Source organism: Larkinella sp. VNQ87 (genome assembly GCF_049445795.1).
GTDB lineage: Bacteria > Bacteroidota > Bacteroidia > Cytophagales > Spirosomataceae > Larkinella.
The window spans coordinates 81,010-96,472 of the sequence record NZ_JBMSDT010000003.1; the positions used below are offsets into that span (position 1 = coordinate 81,010).

14 protein-coding genes are annotated in these 15,463 nt (G+C 53.1%); 12 read left to right on the top strand and 2 right to left on the bottom strand.

Annotation, left to right across the window (positions count from 1 at the left end; all coding sequences use genetic code 11):
- The first annotated feature begins 13 nt into the window (after positions 1 to 13).
- From ACO2Q8_RS05465 to ACO2Q8_RS05495, 7 genes are all read left to right on the top strand, one after another.
- Positions 14 to 460 (top strand): DUF4296 domain-containing protein, encoded by a 447-nt coding sequence (locus tag ACO2Q8_RS05465; RefSeq protein ID WP_423343782.1) that lies wholly within the window; start codon positions 14 to 16, stop codon positions 458 to 460.
- Positions 457 to 1,782, top strand: a complete 1,326-nt coding sequence (hemG, locus tag ACO2Q8_RS05470; protein WP_423343783.1) for a protoporphyrinogen oxidase — start codon at positions 457 to 459, stop codon at positions 1,780 to 1,782. Before ACO2Q8_RS05465 ends, hemG begins: the two co-directional genes overlap by 4 nt.
- A 79-nt stretch (positions 1,783 to 1,861) precedes the next feature.
- Positions 1,862 to 2,662: a polyprenol monophosphomannose synthase gene (locus ACO2Q8_RS05475; RefSeq protein ID WP_423343784.1), complete on the top strand. Its 801-nt coding sequence runs from the start codon at positions 1,862 to 1,864 to the stop codon at positions 2,660 to 2,662.
- A gap of 494 nt (positions 2,663 to 3,156) precedes the next feature.
- On the top strand, positions 3,157 to 3,501 hold the full coding sequence (locus ACO2Q8_RS05480) for a hypothetical protein (protein WP_423343785.1): 345 nt from the start codon (positions 3,157 to 3,159) through the stop codon (positions 3,499 to 3,501).
- Positions 3,502 to 3,582: 81 nt separating this feature from the next.
- Entirely contained in the window at positions 3,583 to 7,593 is a 4,011-nt protein-coding gene (locus ACO2Q8_RS05485; protein ID WP_423343786.1) for a S8 family serine peptidase, read from the top strand.
- 124 nt (positions 7,594 to 7,717) lie between these two features.
- Positions 7,718 to 8,617 (top strand): NAD(P)H-binding protein, encoded by a 900-nt coding sequence (locus ACO2Q8_RS05490; protein WP_423343787.1) that lies wholly within the window; start codon positions 7,718 to 7,720, stop codon positions 8,615 to 8,617.
- A 12-nt stretch (positions 8,618 to 8,629) separates the two neighbouring features.
- On the top strand, positions 8,630 to 9,547 hold the full coding sequence (locus tag ACO2Q8_RS05495; RefSeq protein WP_423343788.1) for a helix-turn-helix domain-containing protein: 918 nt from the start codon (positions 8,630 to 8,632) through the stop codon (positions 9,545 to 9,547).
- A gap of 9 nt (positions 9,548 to 9,556) precedes the next feature.
- On the opposite strand, the gene ACO2Q8_RS05500 is transcribed toward ACO2Q8_RS05495, so the two are convergent.
- On the bottom strand, positions 9,557 to 9,985 hold the full coding sequence (locus ACO2Q8_RS05500) for an EamA family transporter (protein WP_423343789.1): 429 nt from the start codon (positions 9,983 to 9,985) through the stop codon (positions 9,557 to 9,559).
- A 297-nt stretch (positions 9,986 to 10,282) separates the two neighbouring features.
- On the opposite strand from ACO2Q8_RS05500, the gene ACO2Q8_RS05505 reads away from it, so the two are divergent.
- From ACO2Q8_RS05505 to ACO2Q8_RS05520, 4 genes are all read left to right on the top strand, one after another.
- The gene (locus tag ACO2Q8_RS05505; RefSeq protein WP_423343790.1) at positions 10,283 to 10,645 is read left to right on the top strand and encodes a hypothetical protein; all 363 of its coding nucleotides are present in this window, start codon (positions 10,283 to 10,285) and stop codon (positions 10,643 to 10,645) included.
- Between the two features lie 155 nt (positions 10,646 to 10,800).
- Positions 10,801 to 11,457, top strand: coding sequence for a DinB family protein (locus ACO2Q8_RS05510; protein ID WP_423343791.1), 657 nt, complete (start codon positions 10,801 to 10,803; stop codon positions 11,455 to 11,457).
- Between the two features lie 112 nt (positions 11,458 to 11,569).
- Complete coding sequence (locus ACO2Q8_RS05515) at positions 11,570 to 12,742, top strand: XRE family transcriptional regulator (protein ID WP_423343792.1); 1,173 nt, start codon at positions 11,570 to 11,572, stop codon at positions 12,740 to 12,742.
- A gap of 2 nt (positions 12,743 to 12,744) precedes the next feature.
- Positions 12,745 to 13,242 carry a DUF4411 family protein gene (locus tag ACO2Q8_RS05520; protein ID WP_423343793.1) on the top strand — a complete coding sequence of 166 codons (498 nt, stop codon included), beginning with the start codon at positions 12,745 to 12,747 and terminating at the stop codon, positions 13,240 to 13,242.
- A gap of 17 nt (positions 13,243 to 13,259) precedes the next feature.
- Here ACO2Q8_RS05520 and ACO2Q8_RS05525 read toward each other — a convergent pair whose 3' ends face one another.
- Complete coding sequence (locus tag ACO2Q8_RS05525) at positions 13,260 to 14,168, bottom strand: carboxypeptidase-like regulatory domain-containing protein (protein WP_423343794.1); 909 nt, start codon at positions 14,166 to 14,168, stop codon at positions 13,260 to 13,262.
- A 104-nt stretch (positions 14,169 to 14,272) separates the two neighbouring features.
- Between ACO2Q8_RS05525 and gcvT the strand changes: the two genes are divergently transcribed.
- Positions 14,273 to 15,361: a glycine cleavage system aminomethyltransferase GcvT gene (gene gcvT, locus ACO2Q8_RS05530; RefSeq protein ID WP_423343795.1), complete on the top strand. Its 1,089-nt coding sequence runs from the start codon at positions 14,273 to 14,275 to the stop codon at positions 15,359 to 15,361.
- Positions 15,362 to 15,463 lie beyond the last annotated feature (102 nt).

Sequence of the window (15,463 nt, forward strand, 5' to 3'; positions counted from 1 at the left end):
CATTTGTAACCCAATGCCAGTTTTGACAAAAATAACGAAAATGCACGCGCAACCGTACAGCCTGTTTCGACGACTGGGCATATGGGCGCTGATGGGGCTTCTGCTGGCTTGCCAAAAGCCCACGACGGAAGCGCCCGCCGACCTGATTCCCAAGCCTAAAATGGCGCAGATCCTGACGGAAATCCACCTGGCCGAAGCCCGGGTAACAAAGCTCAACCGGATTTCGCAGGATACAAACACGCTGATTTACAAACATCTGGAACGTCAGATTTACAAAAAATACCAGGTCGACACGGCGGTTTACAACAAAAGTTACACCTACTACGCAGCAGACCCCCAGCAACTGGCCGACATTTATAAGTTGGTGACGGAAGAATTGGAAAAACGTAAAAAACCGGGGGATAGCAGCGGAGTGGCGAAAACAAAGTTACCGAATGCCCTCAAACGTTTGAAGAAATGATTGCCATCATCGGAGCAGGGATTTCGGGCCTGACGCTGGCGTACGAACTTCAGCAACGCAACATGCCGTGCCGGATTTTCGACCGGGGCAGCGAACCGGGCGGCCTGATGCGGTCCCGGCGCGAAGGCGATTACCTGATCGAACTCGGACCCAACTCGCTGCTGGGCGATGCCGATTTGCTCAACTGGCTCGACCAACTCGGCCTGACGCCGGAAATCAGCTTTGCCAAGCCCGTCAGCAAGGCCCGGTTTATTTACCGCAACGGCGCGTACCAGCAACTCCCCACTGGGCCGCTATCGCTGCTGTTCAGTTCTTTTTTTAGCTGGGAAACCAAAAACGCGCTCTGGAAAGAACGTTCCGTCCAGTCGGTTTCGCCCCCCGGCGAGACACTCAGCGAGTTTTTCCGTCGGCGGTTTTCACCCGAAATCGTCGAATACGCCCTGGCACCGTTTGTAGCGGGTATTTACGCGGGCGACCCCGACCGGCTGCTGGTTTCGGAAACGTTCCCGGTTTTGCTCGACTATGAAAAAGAGTACGGTTCGGTGCTGAAAGGGTTCATCAAAAACGCGGGCGGGGCGCGTCGGCAGTCGTTTACGTTCCGGAACGGGCTGCAAACCTTGCCCAAAACGCTGCTGGCTCCGTTGAAGCACGTTCACCTGAACGATGCCGTCGACCGGCTGACTAAAACCGAAACCGGCTGGCAGGTCGAAGCCCGGAGCGGTTCGTACGCGGCCGATGCCGTGGTGCTGGCCTGCGATACGGCGACCGCTGCCAACCTGCTCGAACCGACCTGGCCAGACACGGCGGCTTTGCTTCACCAGGTCGAGTACCCGCCCATGATTGCCGTTCATTCGGTCTACAAGCGGGCCGGTGTACACCATGCGCTCAACGGGTTTGGGGGCCTGAATCCGCGTCTGGAAGGCCGGTTTGTGGCAGGTCACATCTGGAACAGTTCGGTTTTCGACGCACGTTGCCCGGCGGATGAAGTGCTGTTTACCAGTCTGGTGGGCGGCAGTCAGGGAGCCGCGAATGCCCGGCAGCCTGATGAGGTGGTTCGGCAGCGGGTGCATCAGGAGCTGAGTCAGGCGTTTGGAATTCGGGCTGAAAAACCGGTGCGGCAGTGGCTGACCCGCTGGGAACGGGCCATTCCGCAGTACGACGCCCGAGTTGTGCCGGTTAACAAACAGATTCCGACGCTGGAATCCGACGGAGTTTTTGTGTGTGCCAACTGGTACCACGGCACGAGTCTTTCGGACTGCATTCGAAAAGGCCGCGAACTGGCCCAACGCCTGTCGGAATCGAAGATCGCTGAACGGTTTTAACAAATTTTAAGACGTAACTTGTATAAAATTGGCCTTTTTTTGGTTATTTCAATAGAAATAACCCATAACCCGATTTATTTTGAAGGACTGTTTGGTGGTCATTCCGACCTACAATGAAATTGAAAACATCGAAGCGGTTATTCGCAAGGTATTGAGCCTGCCCGCGCCCCTCGATGTGCTGATCGTCGACGATGGCTCACCGGACGGAACTGCCCGGCGAGTCAAGGAATTACAGCAGGAGTTTGCAACCGATGGGTTGCCGCAACGGCTCCACTTGCTGGAACGGAAAGGCAAGCTGGGGCTGGGGACGGCCTACATTGCCAGTTTCCGCTGGGCGTTGAGCGAAGGATATAGCTATGTCTGTGAGATGGACGCCGATTTTTCGCATAACCCGGATGATCTGGTGCGGCTGTACAACGCCTGCGTCAACGGCGGGAACGATGTCGCTATCGGGTCGCGGTACATTACGGGCGTCAACGTCGTCAACTGGCCGATGGGCCGGGTGCTGATGTCGTACTTCGCCGGGGTGTACGTGCGGTTTATCACCGGCATGCCGATCATGGACCCCACGGCCGGTTTTATCTGTTATGGCCAGGAGGTTTTGAAGGCCATTCTGCAAAATAATATTCGGTTTGTTGGCTATGCCTTTCAGATTGAAATGAAGTTTCTGGCCTGGAAATACGGTTACCGGATGACAGAGGTGCCGATTATTTTCACCGACCGGACCAAAGGCGTCTCCAAAATGTCGACCGGTATTTTCAAGGAAGCGGTTTTTGGTGTCCTTCAGATGAAAGTCGGCAGTTTTTTCCGGCGATATATTCCCCCTTCAAAACAACCGGTTCCGGTTCCGACACAACCGGCAACGACCGAAGCGGTGTAGGTTTTCCTACACCGCTTTTTTATGCTCATTACGCGACGTTACCCGGTTGCGCCATTTTACAAAACTGCTTCCTGTTTTCCGTTTAAGAATTGTATGAAGGAGTAAAAAATTTGGGCGAAAGATGCGCTCCTCCATACGCTCCTAATTACGTCCTGAAAATTGCATATAGCTTGTGAATAAACTCATTAAAATGCTTAAATGCCGTGGAATAGCTCGTTTTCTTTAAGAATAAAATTGTACTATATAAAGAACTTTTGAATTTTTCAAATATTTCTCATTCTTGAGGAAACGGCATCTCAAAAAATTAAAGTAATCTTTCAGAATTCATTTCAGAATATTATTTGGTTTTAATAAGTGCAATTTTTGTAAAGTGTTGAAACGAAAATTGCACTGAAAGCCAGGGCATTAAAGGTGGAGAACCAAATCTGGTCTTTTAATAGTTACTTTGTTGAACAGTTTGATAAAACGAATTACCACTGTAAACAAATAACAAGATGAACACCACACTGAAAGCTTCGTTAATTGCCCTTGGAATGGGCTTTATTTTGATTTGTGTCGTAGACGCTGTTACTCCTCAATCTTTGCTGGGCTCACTGGCGGGACAGTCGGCTCCGAAAGCCAACGTGACTGTCGTTGTAAACCGGGTTGATGATCAACCGGTTACCGTCCGGTTGTCAAAACTGAACGGCGAAGTGATTGCCAGCGAACAATTGGGAGACGGAAACACCATCCACTTTGGTCTGAAAGATGCCGTAAACGGTACCTACCGGGTTGAAGTGTCGAGTGGCACGACGAAAAAAGTAAAAGACGTAACGCTTTCCGCTCAAAAAGCGGTTTAATACACGAAACGGCGTAAAAAACCGTTCTAACAACGGGCGAATCGGAACAGTTTTAATAACTTGTTTCGGTTCGCTTTTTTTATGTCCATACGTTTCCTTTCTCTTTGTGTGGGTTTGTTGCTGGGACTGGCGGTGGTGGCGCAGGCGCAAAAACCGTTGGTCAACGCACAGCAACGCACCACGCTAAACCGGCTCAGCCGGGATTTTCAGCAAAACCGCCGACTGTCGTACCTGCGGGCCGTCGAGATCGCCCGAAGTCGGAACATTCCGCTCCGGCGTACGCGCTCCGACGGGACCGTGGTGGTGTTGGACGATATCGATGAGCGGGGGAACCTGCTGTTCAACGCAACCACCAGCGCGACCCGCGCCGGAACGACAACCCGCACCGCTGCGCTGTATTTGGGTGGTGTACTGGGCCTTTCCCTGTCGGGAGCCAGCCCGGCAGTGCGCGATAAACTCGGCATCTGGGACGGTGGCCGGGTGCGCTTGACCCACGCGGAACTGATCGGTCGCGTGACGCAGGTGGACAGCGTTCCGGGTACTGCCAATCACCCGACGCACGTAGCGGGAATCATGATGAGTCAGGGCATCAACGAGCGGGCACGGGGCATGGCCTACGGGGCTAACCTGAAAGCCTACGATTTTGAAAACGATAATGCCGAAGTAGCATCTGCTGCGGCTAACCTGTTGGTTTCCAATCATTCCTATAACATTCAGGCTGGTTGGGTATTCGACTCCGACCGCCCGGGCGACACGAAATGGGAGTGGTGGGGCGATACGACCATCAGCGCAACGGAAGATTATAAATTCGGGATTTATGGCAACGGCGCCCGCAACTGGGATCGCATTGCTGTAGCGGCTCCGTATTATTTGCTGGTCAAATCGGCAGGCAATACGCACGGACAGAACGGACCGGGCGCTGGTGTTTCTTACTGGATGGGCAACAGCAACACCACCAGCCAAACCGCCCGAAACAATCAAAACGGCTACGACCAGATTTCGACGGATTGCAATGCGAAGAATATTCTGTCGGTGGGTGCTGTCAGTAGCATTCCGACGGAGTATGCGCAGCCTGCGGACGTTCGGTTGGCGAGTTTCAGTTCCTGGGGACCCACCGACGACGGGCGTATCAAACCGGACCTGGTGGGCGTCGGCGTCAGCGTGTTGTCGACGGGTTCGGCCAGCGATAACGCCTACACGACGCTTTCGGGGACGTCGATGGCGGCTCCGAACGTTTCGGGTTCGCTGCTGCTCTTGCAGGAATATTACGCCCAGATTCATAACGGGCAACTCATGCGTTCGTCGACCTTGAAAGGCTTGGCCCTGCACACGACCGACGAAGCCGGAGACTCGCCCGGCCCCGATTACCGGTTTGGCTGGGGATTGCTGAATGCCGAAAAAGCCGCCCGTGTGATCGGCAATACCGACAAAAGCCACCTTCTGGAAGAACGGACGCTGAATCAGGGCGACCGCCAGACGCTGCAACTCGTCGCATCCGGGCGCGGGCCGCTGGTGGTCACCATTTGCTGGACGGACCCGGAAGCCACCGCGCTGACGGCCTCGGTGGCCAACCTGAACAACCGCAGCCCCCGGCTGGTCAACGACCTGGACATTCGGCTGACCGACGGTTTACAGACGGTATTGCCCTGGGTGCTTGACCCTAACAACCCGGCGAATCCGGCGACGCGTGGCGACAACATCCGCGACAACGTAGAGCAGATTCTGATCGCTGACGCCATTCCCGGCAAGACGTACACGCTGACCATTTCGCACAAAAATACGCTCCAGAACGGGAAGCAGGATTTTGCGCTGATCGTCAGTGGCGTTGGCGGCAATACTTACTGTACTTCGGCGGCCAGCACGGCGGGGCCGGTGAACATCGACCGCGTTCGTTTCGGGAGCATCGATCAGGCCGGGGGCAGCGGTTGTCAGGCCTATACCGATCTTATGAACCATACCACCGCCGTGTCGGTCGGGCAGCAGGTGCCGCTGACGGTGACGCTGGGCAGTTGTGGCGAAAATCGCCCGGCCATCACCAAGGCCTTCATCGACTGGAACCTGGACGGAGATTTTGACGACGACAACGAATTGGTGGCAACTTCGGCTGCTCTGACAAGCCCGGCGACCTTCTCGGCTACGGTAACGGTTCCGACCGGATTAACCAACGGGCAATTCACCCGGCTGCGGATTGTCGCGGTCGAAACCGGCGACGCCGGGGTGGTTTTGGCCTGTGGGAATTACGCAAACGGCGAAACCCAGGACTATCTGGTGCGTTTCGAACGACCGCAGAACGATGTAGGTGTAAGCATACTGCAAGCGCCACAGAACGGTTTTTGCGCATCATCCGAGGTTCAGGTGGCCGTTACGATTCGGAATTATGGGTCGGCGGAACAGCGCAATATTCCGGTGGGCGTGCAGGTGGCGGCTCCCTTCGGCTCGGTGGTGGCCAGCCTGCGCGACACGCTCCGGGCCACGCTGGGGCCGTCGAAAGAAGCGCAACTGGTGCTACGCGGCCCGGCATCCTTCAGTGCGGCCACAGCCTACCGCTTCACGGCGCAAACCCGCCTGACGACCGACCAGAATACCGAGAATGATGAGTTGGTCAATATTCTGACGGCGGCTGCGGCCTCCATCGAAGCGGGCAACTTCTCGGTTTCGTCCTGCGATACAAGCGTCGTTTCGTTGCGAAATACCGGCGCGGGTACGGCGTTCTGGTACGACGCTCCGACTGGCGGCAATCTGGTCGGGGCCGGAAATCAGACGACGGCCTTCCGACGACCGGCCAGCGGAACCTACTATGCCGCCCTGAACCAGTTTGCCGGAACCGTTGGACCTGCGAACAAACAGGCCTTCGGCGGAGGCACCTACTCGGGCAACTTTGGTCCGCAACCCCTGATTACCACCCAGGTGCCGCTGGTGCTGGAAAGCGCCCGGCTGTACATCGGCAGTCCGGGACGGATTATCTTCACGGTTCAGCGGCTAAACGGAACGGCGGTTTCCAGCGTCAGCCTCGACGTGATGGCGACCCGTGACCCGAACACCCCGGCGGGTAATCCGCCTTCCGGCCAGCAGTCCGACGACCCGACTGATCCGGGGGCCGAATACCTCCTGAACCTGTCGATTCCCGAACCGGGGCAGTATAAAATTGCCATTGAATACGAAGATGGCGCGAGCATTTTCCGAAGCAATGCCGGCGTCAGCGGTTTTCCGTTCCAGCTTCCGGGCGTGGTCAGTTTGCGCGGGGCGGTTTTTAACAGCGACACCCTGACGAATGCTTATTATTACCTCTACAACCTGCGGGTGAAAGCCAGCGGTTGCCCCACGACCGAACGGGTGGCCGTGACGCCAAAACCGGGTTCGGCCGTGGTGGCAACGATTACGCCGGATGGTGCAACCGCCATTTGCCGGGGCAGCGAGGTGGTTCTGCGGGCGCAGGAAGTGGCCGGTTATAGCTACCAATGGTACCGCGACGGACAGGCGGTTTCGGGTGCCACGTCCTCCACGCTGACGGTTTCGGCGGCCGGGTCGTACAGTGTTCGGGTAGCGGGTGAATGTCCGGCGGTGACGTCAGCGGCTATGGTCGTGACGCTCAACGATCCGCAGGTGCCCGTGATTACGCGCGATGGGTACACGCTCAAGTCCAGCGCAACCATCGGCAATCAGTGGCTGCTGAACGGCTTGCCGATTACGGGAGCGACGCAGCAAACGTACACCGCCACGCAGTCGGGGCGGTATGCGGTGCGGGCCAACGTCAACGGTTGCGCCGAACTGGTGTCGGCCGAAATCCAACTGGATGTGATTACGGTGGTCAATCCGCCCCTGGTTTCCGGCGCGAAACTGGTGGTGTCGCCCAATCCGGCGTCGCGGCAGGTGACGGTTTTGTTCGTGCCGGAGTCGGTCAAAAGCCGGACGTACCGCAGTGTGCTGGTCGATGTGCGGGGACTGGTGCTGCGCTCGGCGGTTTTGAGTCGCACAACAACCGGTTATTCGGGCATGCTGGATGTCAGCACCTTGTCGAGTGGGCTGTTTTTCGTGCTGATTCAGGATGAGGAAGGGAAAACCGTGCAGCGGACGAAAGTGGTAAAACCGTAGACTGAATCAACCATTATAGCTAGAAAACCGGGGTACTCCTAATTTCGACTACAAGAACCACAGATTCGACTACAGCTGTTTTTTAGGGTCTGACGAGCTTTGCAGAAACTAAAAAAACAGCACCATGAAGATTATTGTCACGGGTTCGTTAGGGCATATCAGCCAGCCACTTACCCAGAAATTAGTGCAAAAAGGCCATGCGGTTACGGTCGTCAGCAGCAATCCTGAGAAACAAGCAGTCATTGAAGTCCTGGGCGCAACAGCCGCCATCGGCACGCTGGAAGATGCGGATTTTTTGACGCGCACCTTTGCCGGAGCCGATGCCGTGTACACGATGGTGCCACCCGCCAACTATTTCGATCCCAGCCTTGATCTGCTGGCGTATTTTCGCCGAATCGGGCAGAATTACGCCCGGGCCATTGCGCAGTCGGGCGTCCGGCGTGTGGTGAACCTCAGTACGTTTGGCGCGCATCTGGAAAAAGGGTCGGGTATTTTGATCGGTGCGCATAACGTGGAAGGCATCCTGAACGAGCTTCCGGCTGAAGTTGCCATCACACACCTGCGCCCCACGGCTTTCTATTACAATTTGTACAGCTACGTCGGAATGATCAAACAGCAGGGCGCCATTACGGTCAATTACGGAGCCGACCGGATGATCCCCTGGGTGTCGCCCGTCGACATTGCGGCTGTAGTTGCTGAAGAACTGGAAACCCCATTGGAAGGTCGAAACGTTCGGTACATTGCCAGCGAAGAACTGACCGGCCACGAAACCGCCCGGATTTTGGGAGAAGCTCTCGGAAAACCGGACTTGAAATGGGTGCTGGTTTCCGATGAGCAGGCGCTGAATCATTTGCTGGGGATTGGCATGAATCCGGGGGTGGCCGCCGGAATGGTGGAGATGTACGCCAGCCTGTACAGCGGTTTACTGGCCGAAGATTACGTTCAAAACCGGCCGTCGGTGATGGGGAAGGTTAAGATGGTCGATTTTGCCCGGGAATTTGCCAGCGCCTTTGACCAAAAATAGGTATCTTGTCACATGGCAACCACACGACCGTATCGGATCAAGACGATCAGCGAGTACCACCAGTTCCGGGGCTTGCCCAAACCGGAGCATCCGCTGATCAGCGTGATCAACCTGGAAACCGTCCGGCAATCGCCGGACGACGAAACCAACCTGGTGTTTGATTTTTATTCCATTGCGTTAAAACGGAACTTCAACGCCAAAATCAAATACGGCCAGCAGGAATACGATTTTGACGAAGGCGTCCTGTTCTTTATTTCGCCCGGCCAGGTGTTTCGGATTTTGCGTGACAAGAATTCGGAGCGAAGACAATCAGGGTGGATGGTGCTCATCCATCCTGATTTCCTCTGGAATACCTCATTGGCCGGGAAAATCAAGCAGTACGAGTATTTCGACTACGCGGTGCATGAAGCGTTGTTTTTGTCCGAAAAAGAAGAAGCGACTCTGCTCGATGTTATCCGGAACATCGAGCAGGAGTACCGGGCCAGCATCGACATGTTCAGTCAGAACATCATCATTGCGCACCTGGAAGTGCTGTTGGCCTATGCAGAGCGGTTTTATCAGCGGCAGTTTATTACGCGCAAAATTACCAATCACCAGATCCTGAATCGGCTCGAAACGCTGCTGGCCGAGTATTTCAACAACGAAGCCTTGCTGCAACAAGGCCTGCCGAGCGTCGCGTACGTGGCCGAAGCGCTCAATGTCTCGCCGACGTACCTGAGCAGCCTGCTGAAAGTGCTGACCGGGCAAACCACCCAGCAGCACATTCACGACACACTGATCGAGAAAGCCAAAGAGAAGTTGTCCGTAACGGATTTGTCGGTCAGTGAGATTGCCTATGCGTTGGGTTTCGAACATCCGCAGTCGTTCAGCAAGTTGTTCAAGACCAAAACCAGCCTTTCACCCCTCGAATTCAGGCAGTCGTTCAACTGAAAAACCGGGTCATTCCCCACCCCGCGACAGGGCGATCATCACCGCTCCGGCGGCCATCAGCACGGCCCCGACGATGAGTTGCCAGTTCACTTTTTCCTTCAAAAACAAAACCGCCAGGAGGATCGTAAAGACCAGCGAAACCTTGTCGAGCGGAGACGCGCGGGCCGCATCGCCCAGCTTCAGGGCACGGAACGAGAGCAGCGACGAGACGCAGGTAATGACGCCCGCAATGAGCAGATACATCCAGACCCGCCGTTCGATTCGGCTGATGTCCGGCAGATTCCCCTGCCCGATGACGACGCCCCACGAAACCAGCACGATGCAAACCGACTGAATGGCAAACGCCAGACTGGAATCCACATTTTTAATCCCCGCTTTAGAAAGCGTCACCACAACGGCCGACGCCATCGCAGCCAACAACGAAAAAACAATCCACATATGCTCGAAAGAAAACCGTCTATTCCTCTAAGCGCCAAAACACCAAAAGGATTTAAAAACCGATTGAAAGGCTTCCCTTACGGTTTTCCCCTCCGCTCATCTCTGATTTCCTCTGATAAACTCTGCGAAATAACTTTGGGAGCAGCGTCTAGAAGTTGGCTTGCTGTAATATACTTGAAATATAGTTGAGTTGGGCCAATCAGAAAAACTATCCAAATAAGTTATTCAAAGAGCAGGTTTTTAAACAAAGGCAACTCCTTCCAGTTTATAATACAAATCAAATACAAAAGCAACGCTATGAAAATTGCAGTAGAAGAAGGGCAGGACAAAGCGGTTTTGGCGGATGGTCGCCAGACCGTGACGATCACGCACATTGAGGAGGGCGTTAGTGAGCATAAAGGCATTCCCTTTTTCGCGGTTCGGTTTGAGAACGAAGACGGCTACGTTTCCCAGCGGTTTTACCAGTCGCAGGCCGGGATGTCGGCCATCGTCCGGCTGTTCGAGGAAGTCGGCATTAAAGCACAGGAAGGCAAAGAACTGGACACCAAACAATTGATGGGGAAACAACTGACGATTGACGTCGGCGAGCGGTCGTACAACGATCCGGAAACCGGCAATGAGCGGACGCTCAAACAGGCCGTCAACTTTCTGGTCAGCTAACGCAGCCTACCGATAAAACGAAGCCCCGGCCGCCACCGCCGGGGCTTTTTCGTGACCGGTTTTACGTTCAATAAAAAGGACGCCAACTCTGCCACGGGTTTGTGTATCTTGAGGGACCAGGCCGAACGACCGGCCTGGCTTCTCCTGCTAAACCGATGCCGACCAACCGTTTCTCTCGCCGATCGTTCATGAATTGTGGCCTGACGGCCGCTGCCAGCCTGAGCCTGTTTCCCGAAACCGCCACGGCCCACCGCCCCGCGCCCGACGAAAGTCTGCTGTTTATCGGCCCGCTGAAAGGCTACAGCCCGCAGATCGGGACGCTGGTGTCGATGCTGAATTACAACCGGGATACGATTGTCCGGTCGGTGAAAAACCTGACGATGGCGCAACTCGATTTCCTGTTCGACGCAAACGCCAACACCATCGGCAGTTTGCTGCTGCACCTGGCGGCCGTGGAAAAGTTCTACCAGGTCAACACGTTTGAAGGGCGGCAGGAGTTTAACGAGGCCGAGAAGAAAGAGTGGAATGCGGCCATGGAACTGGGCGACGCCGGGCGCAAGGAGATCAAAGGCCACGAGTTGCCGTTTTACCTCGACAAGCTGGCGTCGGTGCGGCAAAAAACGCTGGCCGAACTCAAAACCAAAGACGACGCCTGGCTGCTGGCCGTGGACCCGGTTTGGTCGAAGGAGTCAAAAATGTCGATTAACACCTACTGGAAGTGGTTCCACGTCTGCGAGCACGAATCCAACCACCGGGGCCAGATTTCCTGGCTCAAAAGCCGGTTGCCGGGCGGGAAGCCGGCGAAGGATTGAAGGGGAAAAACAACTAAGTTGACTTAATTCTGAATTTGGTAGTTAAGAAAAATATATTTTCATTGTTGGTTATATATGTGCTAAATATTAGCTTGCACGTTATATATAGGCAATGGCAGATAAAGCATATATTACTCCAAAAGTTTTAAAGTGGGCTAGAGAGTCTGCTAGAATATCCATTATTGATGCTGCTAAAAAGATTAATATAAAACCTGAGAAATTAAATTCTTGGGAGGAAGGGGTAGAGCACCCTACAATTGCTCAAGCGCAGAATTTAGCTAAATTATATAAACGGTCATTTGCTATCTTTTTTCTGCCAGAACCTCCAACTGACTTCCAGCCGCTTCAAGATTATAGAAGAGATAATTTTAAACCGCTTAGTACCGCTTCAATCTTCATGATACGCGAAGTCCAGCAAAGACAAGCTTGGATAAGTGAGTTGTTTGCAGAGAATGGAGAAGAAGCATTATCTTTTGTAGGTAAGTTTTCTATTAATGACAGTCCATCTATAGTTGCAAACGATATATTATCTTTATTGGGCATAAATCCTTTAGCTTATAAGAATAATAATCCTATTAAGAACTGGATTGATTGCGCAGAAAAAAAAGGTATATTTATTTCAAAAAGTAGCTATATTCATCCAAAGCTAAAGCTAGACAGTGATGAATTGAAGGGCTTTGCTATTTCAGATAAATATGCGCCTTTTGTGTTTGTTAACTCAGATGATTGGAATGCACCTCAGCTTTTCACTTTAGTTCATGAAATAGCTCATATTTGGATTGCTCAATCCGGTATATCTAATACTACAGAAGTAGATGTTAGAATGAAAGATAATTTACATCCGGTGGAGCTTTTTTGCAACCAAGTAGCAGCTCTAGCATTGATACCTGATGTAATTATAAAATCCTTAACGAAAGAAAACATAATTGATAAGTCGACAATTACTCATGTTACAAAAAAATTGGGAATAAGCTATTCTGTGCTTCTTGTGAGAGCTTTAAATGCAGGTTTAATAAACTATGTCGAATACCAAGGTCTAAAACGTAAGGCGGATAAAGATTTTAAAGCTTATATTCAAGCCGAGGAATTGAAATTAGCTGAACGGAAAGAAAAAAAATCAGGTGGTCCTAACTTTTATCTTCTCCAAGTAGGTAAGAATAGTCGTTTGTTTACACAAATTGTTCTTGATGCCTATAGAGGAGGTAGAATTGAACCAACACAAGCAAGCCGTTTACTAAATGTTAAGACGAATAATTTTTATAAACTTGAAGCTTTTATAAAATAGCTATGTTGCATCAAAAGTATTGTTTAGATGCCAACGTGCTTATTGTACCATGGCAAAAATACTACTCTGTCGATATATGTCCTAGTTATTGGGAACTGCTTGATAAATTAGGCAGATCAAATGTAATATTTATACCAGAGCAAGTATATGAAGAAATAACAGTTACAGAAGACGAACTTTCTTTATGGTTAAAAAGTAGTAGAATCCCTATTAGGAAAACAGATGGTAAGGTTACTAAATGTTTGAGTGATATTTTTATAAAAGATCCTGCACATCGTCGTCTAGTAGATAGTACTAAGGGCAGATCTTTAGCCGATCCTTGGGTAATTGCTCATGCACTAAATGAGCGTGCCTGCGTAGTAACAAAAGAAGAAAAAATTACTGATTTAAGGTCTCTAAAAGTTAAAATTCCTAATGTATGTGATAATATGGGCGTTCGGTGGATTGATGATTTTCAATTAATCAAAGAATTGAAGATTTCTTTTTCTTGTACAATCTAATTTGTTGACAACGTCCTTCACTCCAGCGCAATCCTAGCCTGGATCACCGGGTGTTCGCCGAAACCGACGCGGGAGAGGGGGGCGTTGCGTCGCCAGGTGCCGCCGTTGATGCGCTCCCAATAGGTGGCCGGGCGCAATTCCCGCGAAAACGCCAGGTACTGCCCGAAACACGCCCGGACGTTCTTCTGGCCGTCGGGCATCTTGAACGAAGTCGAAAACTGGTAACGGGCTTCGTCGGTCGGGAGCCACTCCATCGCGATGAACAGGCCCTCTTTCGGAAACGCAATCTGGAAGCGCGACAGATCGACTTCGCACCAGGTGTTGCCGCGTCGCCCGGCCGAGATCACGCTCTGCGGCAGCAAGTCTTCGCCCGGTTCGCCATCCGTGTTGGCATACACCCGCACCCGGAACGGGGCCGTCGGGACGCCCCCGCGCGCAATCAGGTACGAAACCCGGTGCAGGTAGCCGCGCAGCCCGTTCGGATTCCGGACGTACAGCGCAAATTCGATGTTCCGGCCCGAGCAGTTGCCCCAGACAATCGGGGCGCGTTTCCGCAGCGCCCCGACCGTCGCCAGCCGGGGCTTCTGACCTTTCACCACCACCTCGGTCAGCACGTTCGGTTTCGGACGCAGCCGGTAGAGGGTCGAGTCGCGCAAACCGGTTAGCGGTAGCGCTAGGCTTTCAAAACCGACGCAGCTAATTAAAAGGGAATCAATGCCTTCCGGAATGCGGGCTGTGAACTGGCCCTGAGCGTCGGCGTACGTGCCGAAGCGGTGTTGTGGTTCGGTAATCAGCGCGTAGGAAACCGGTTTTTCGTCACCCTCAACGCGAACCTGTCCTCGGATGGTCGTTTGAGCAAGCACGTATTGATGGACAAGTAAAAAGATGAACAGGACCAGAAACCGGTAGCGGAAGAAGGTGAACATGGAAAACCGTGAACAATTCGGTAGTTTTGTAAGTCGGGTGAAAATAACGGAGCGCCGTTGCTGCGCCGAACCGAAACCCGGTAGCATCTCATTTTTCCGTTCTCATGGAAGTAAAGCACATACCGCTCGAATCGATTCACGTACAACTTGGGGCAAAAATGGTGCCGTTTGCCGGTTTTTTGATGCCGGTCCGGTATTCGTCCGATATCGAAGAACACCAGACCGTCCGCAATGGCGTTGGGATTTTCGACGTGTCACACATGGGCGAATTTATCCTGAAAGGCGAAAAAGCCCTCGACCTGATTCAGAAAGTGTCGGCCAACGATGCTACGCTGCTCTACGACGGCAAGGTACAATACAGCTATTTGCCCAACGAGCAGGGCGGGGTAGTCGATGATCTGCTGATTTACCAGATCAGCCCGATTGAGTTCCTGCTGGTCGTCAACGCGTCGAACATCGAGAAGGACTGGAACTGGATCGTGAGCCAGAACGAGTTTGGTGCCGAGCTGGTCAATATTTCCGACGAAACCTGCCTGTTTGCCGTGCAGGGGCCGCTGGCGGCTCAGGCGTTGCAACCGCTGACGAACGTCAAACTGGATTCGATGTCGTATTATACGTTTGAAAAAACCGACTTTGCCGGTTTTCCGAACGTGATCGTGTCGGCAACGGGCTACACCGGCGCGGGCGGTTTTGAGATTTATGTCGCCAACGAGCAGGCCGAAGGCGTCTGGAACGCGATCATGCAAGCGGGCGAACCGTACGGCATCAAGCCGATTGGCCTGGGCGCGCGCGATACGCTGCGGCTCGAAATGGGCTACTGCCTCTACGGGAACGATGTCGATGATACGGTTTCTCCGCTGGAAGCTGGTCTGGGCTGGGTGACCAAGTTTACCAAGCCGTTTGTCAATTCGGAGAAGTTGCAACAGCAGAAAAATGCGGGCCTGAGCCGCAAGCTGGTCGGCTTCGAGCTCATCGACCGGGGCATTCCGCGCAGCCACTACGAACTCTGCGACGCCGAGGGCAACCGGATCGGCGAGGTGACCTCCGGCACGCAGTCGCCGACGCTCGGCAAAGGCATCGGGATGGGCTACGTCCCGACCGAATACAGCAAACCGGGTTCCGAAATCTTCGTCAAAGTCCGCGACCGGCTGCTGAAAGCCCAGGTTGTGAAAATCCCATTCGTGAAAAAATAAAATTTGTTTGTTCCGTACCCACGGACTTTAGTCCGTGAGAGTTAATATGACCAGTTAGATGGAATAAACTCCCAAAACACGGACTAAAGTCCGTGGGTACGA

Coding starts and splice junctions, on each gene's coding strand:
- ACO2Q8_RS05465 (WP_423343782.1), top strand. CDS start 14: ATGCCAGTTTTGACAAAAATAACGAAAATGCACGCGCAACCGTACAGC.
- hemG (WP_423343783.1), top strand. CDS start 457: ATGATTGCCATCATCGGAGCAGGGATTTCGGGCCTGACGCTGGCGTAC.
- ACO2Q8_RS05480 (WP_423343785.1), top strand. CDS start 3,157: ATGAACACCACACTGAAAGCTTCGTTAATTGCCCTTGGAATGGGCTTT.
- ACO2Q8_RS05485 (WP_423343786.1), top strand. CDS start 3,583: ATGTCCATACGTTTCCTTTCTCTTTGTGTGGGTTTGTTGCTGGGACTG.
- ACO2Q8_RS05490 (WP_423343787.1), top strand. CDS start 7,718: ATGAAGATTATTGTCACGGGTTCGTTAGGGCATATCAGCCAGCCACTT.
- ACO2Q8_RS05495 (WP_423343788.1), top strand. CDS start 8,630: ATGGCAACCACACGACCGTATCGGATCAAGACGATCAGCGAGTACCAC.
- ACO2Q8_RS05500 (WP_423343789.1), bottom strand. CDS start 9,985: ATGTGGATTGTTTTTTCGTTGTTGGCTGCGATGGCGTCGGCCGTTGTG.
- ACO2Q8_RS05505 (WP_423343790.1), top strand. CDS start 10,283: ATGAAAATTGCAGTAGAAGAAGGGCAGGACAAAGCGGTTTTGGCGGAT.
- ACO2Q8_RS05510 (WP_423343791.1), top strand. CDS start 10,801: ATGCCGACCAACCGTTTCTCTCGCCGATCGTTCATGAATTGTGGCCTG.
- ACO2Q8_RS05515 (WP_423343792.1), top strand. CDS start 11,570: ATGGCAGATAAAGCATATATTACTCCAAAAGTTTTAAAGTGGGCTAGA.
- ACO2Q8_RS05520 (WP_423343793.1), top strand. CDS start 12,745: ATGTTGCATCAAAAGTATTGTTTAGATGCCAACGTGCTTATTGTACCA.
- ACO2Q8_RS05525 (WP_423343794.1), bottom strand. CDS start 14,168: ATGTTCACCTTCTTCCGCTACCGGTTTCTGGTCCTGTTCATCTTTTTA.
- gcvT (WP_423343795.1), top strand. CDS start 14,273: ATGGAAGTAAAGCACATACCGCTCGAATCGATTCACGTACAACTTGGG.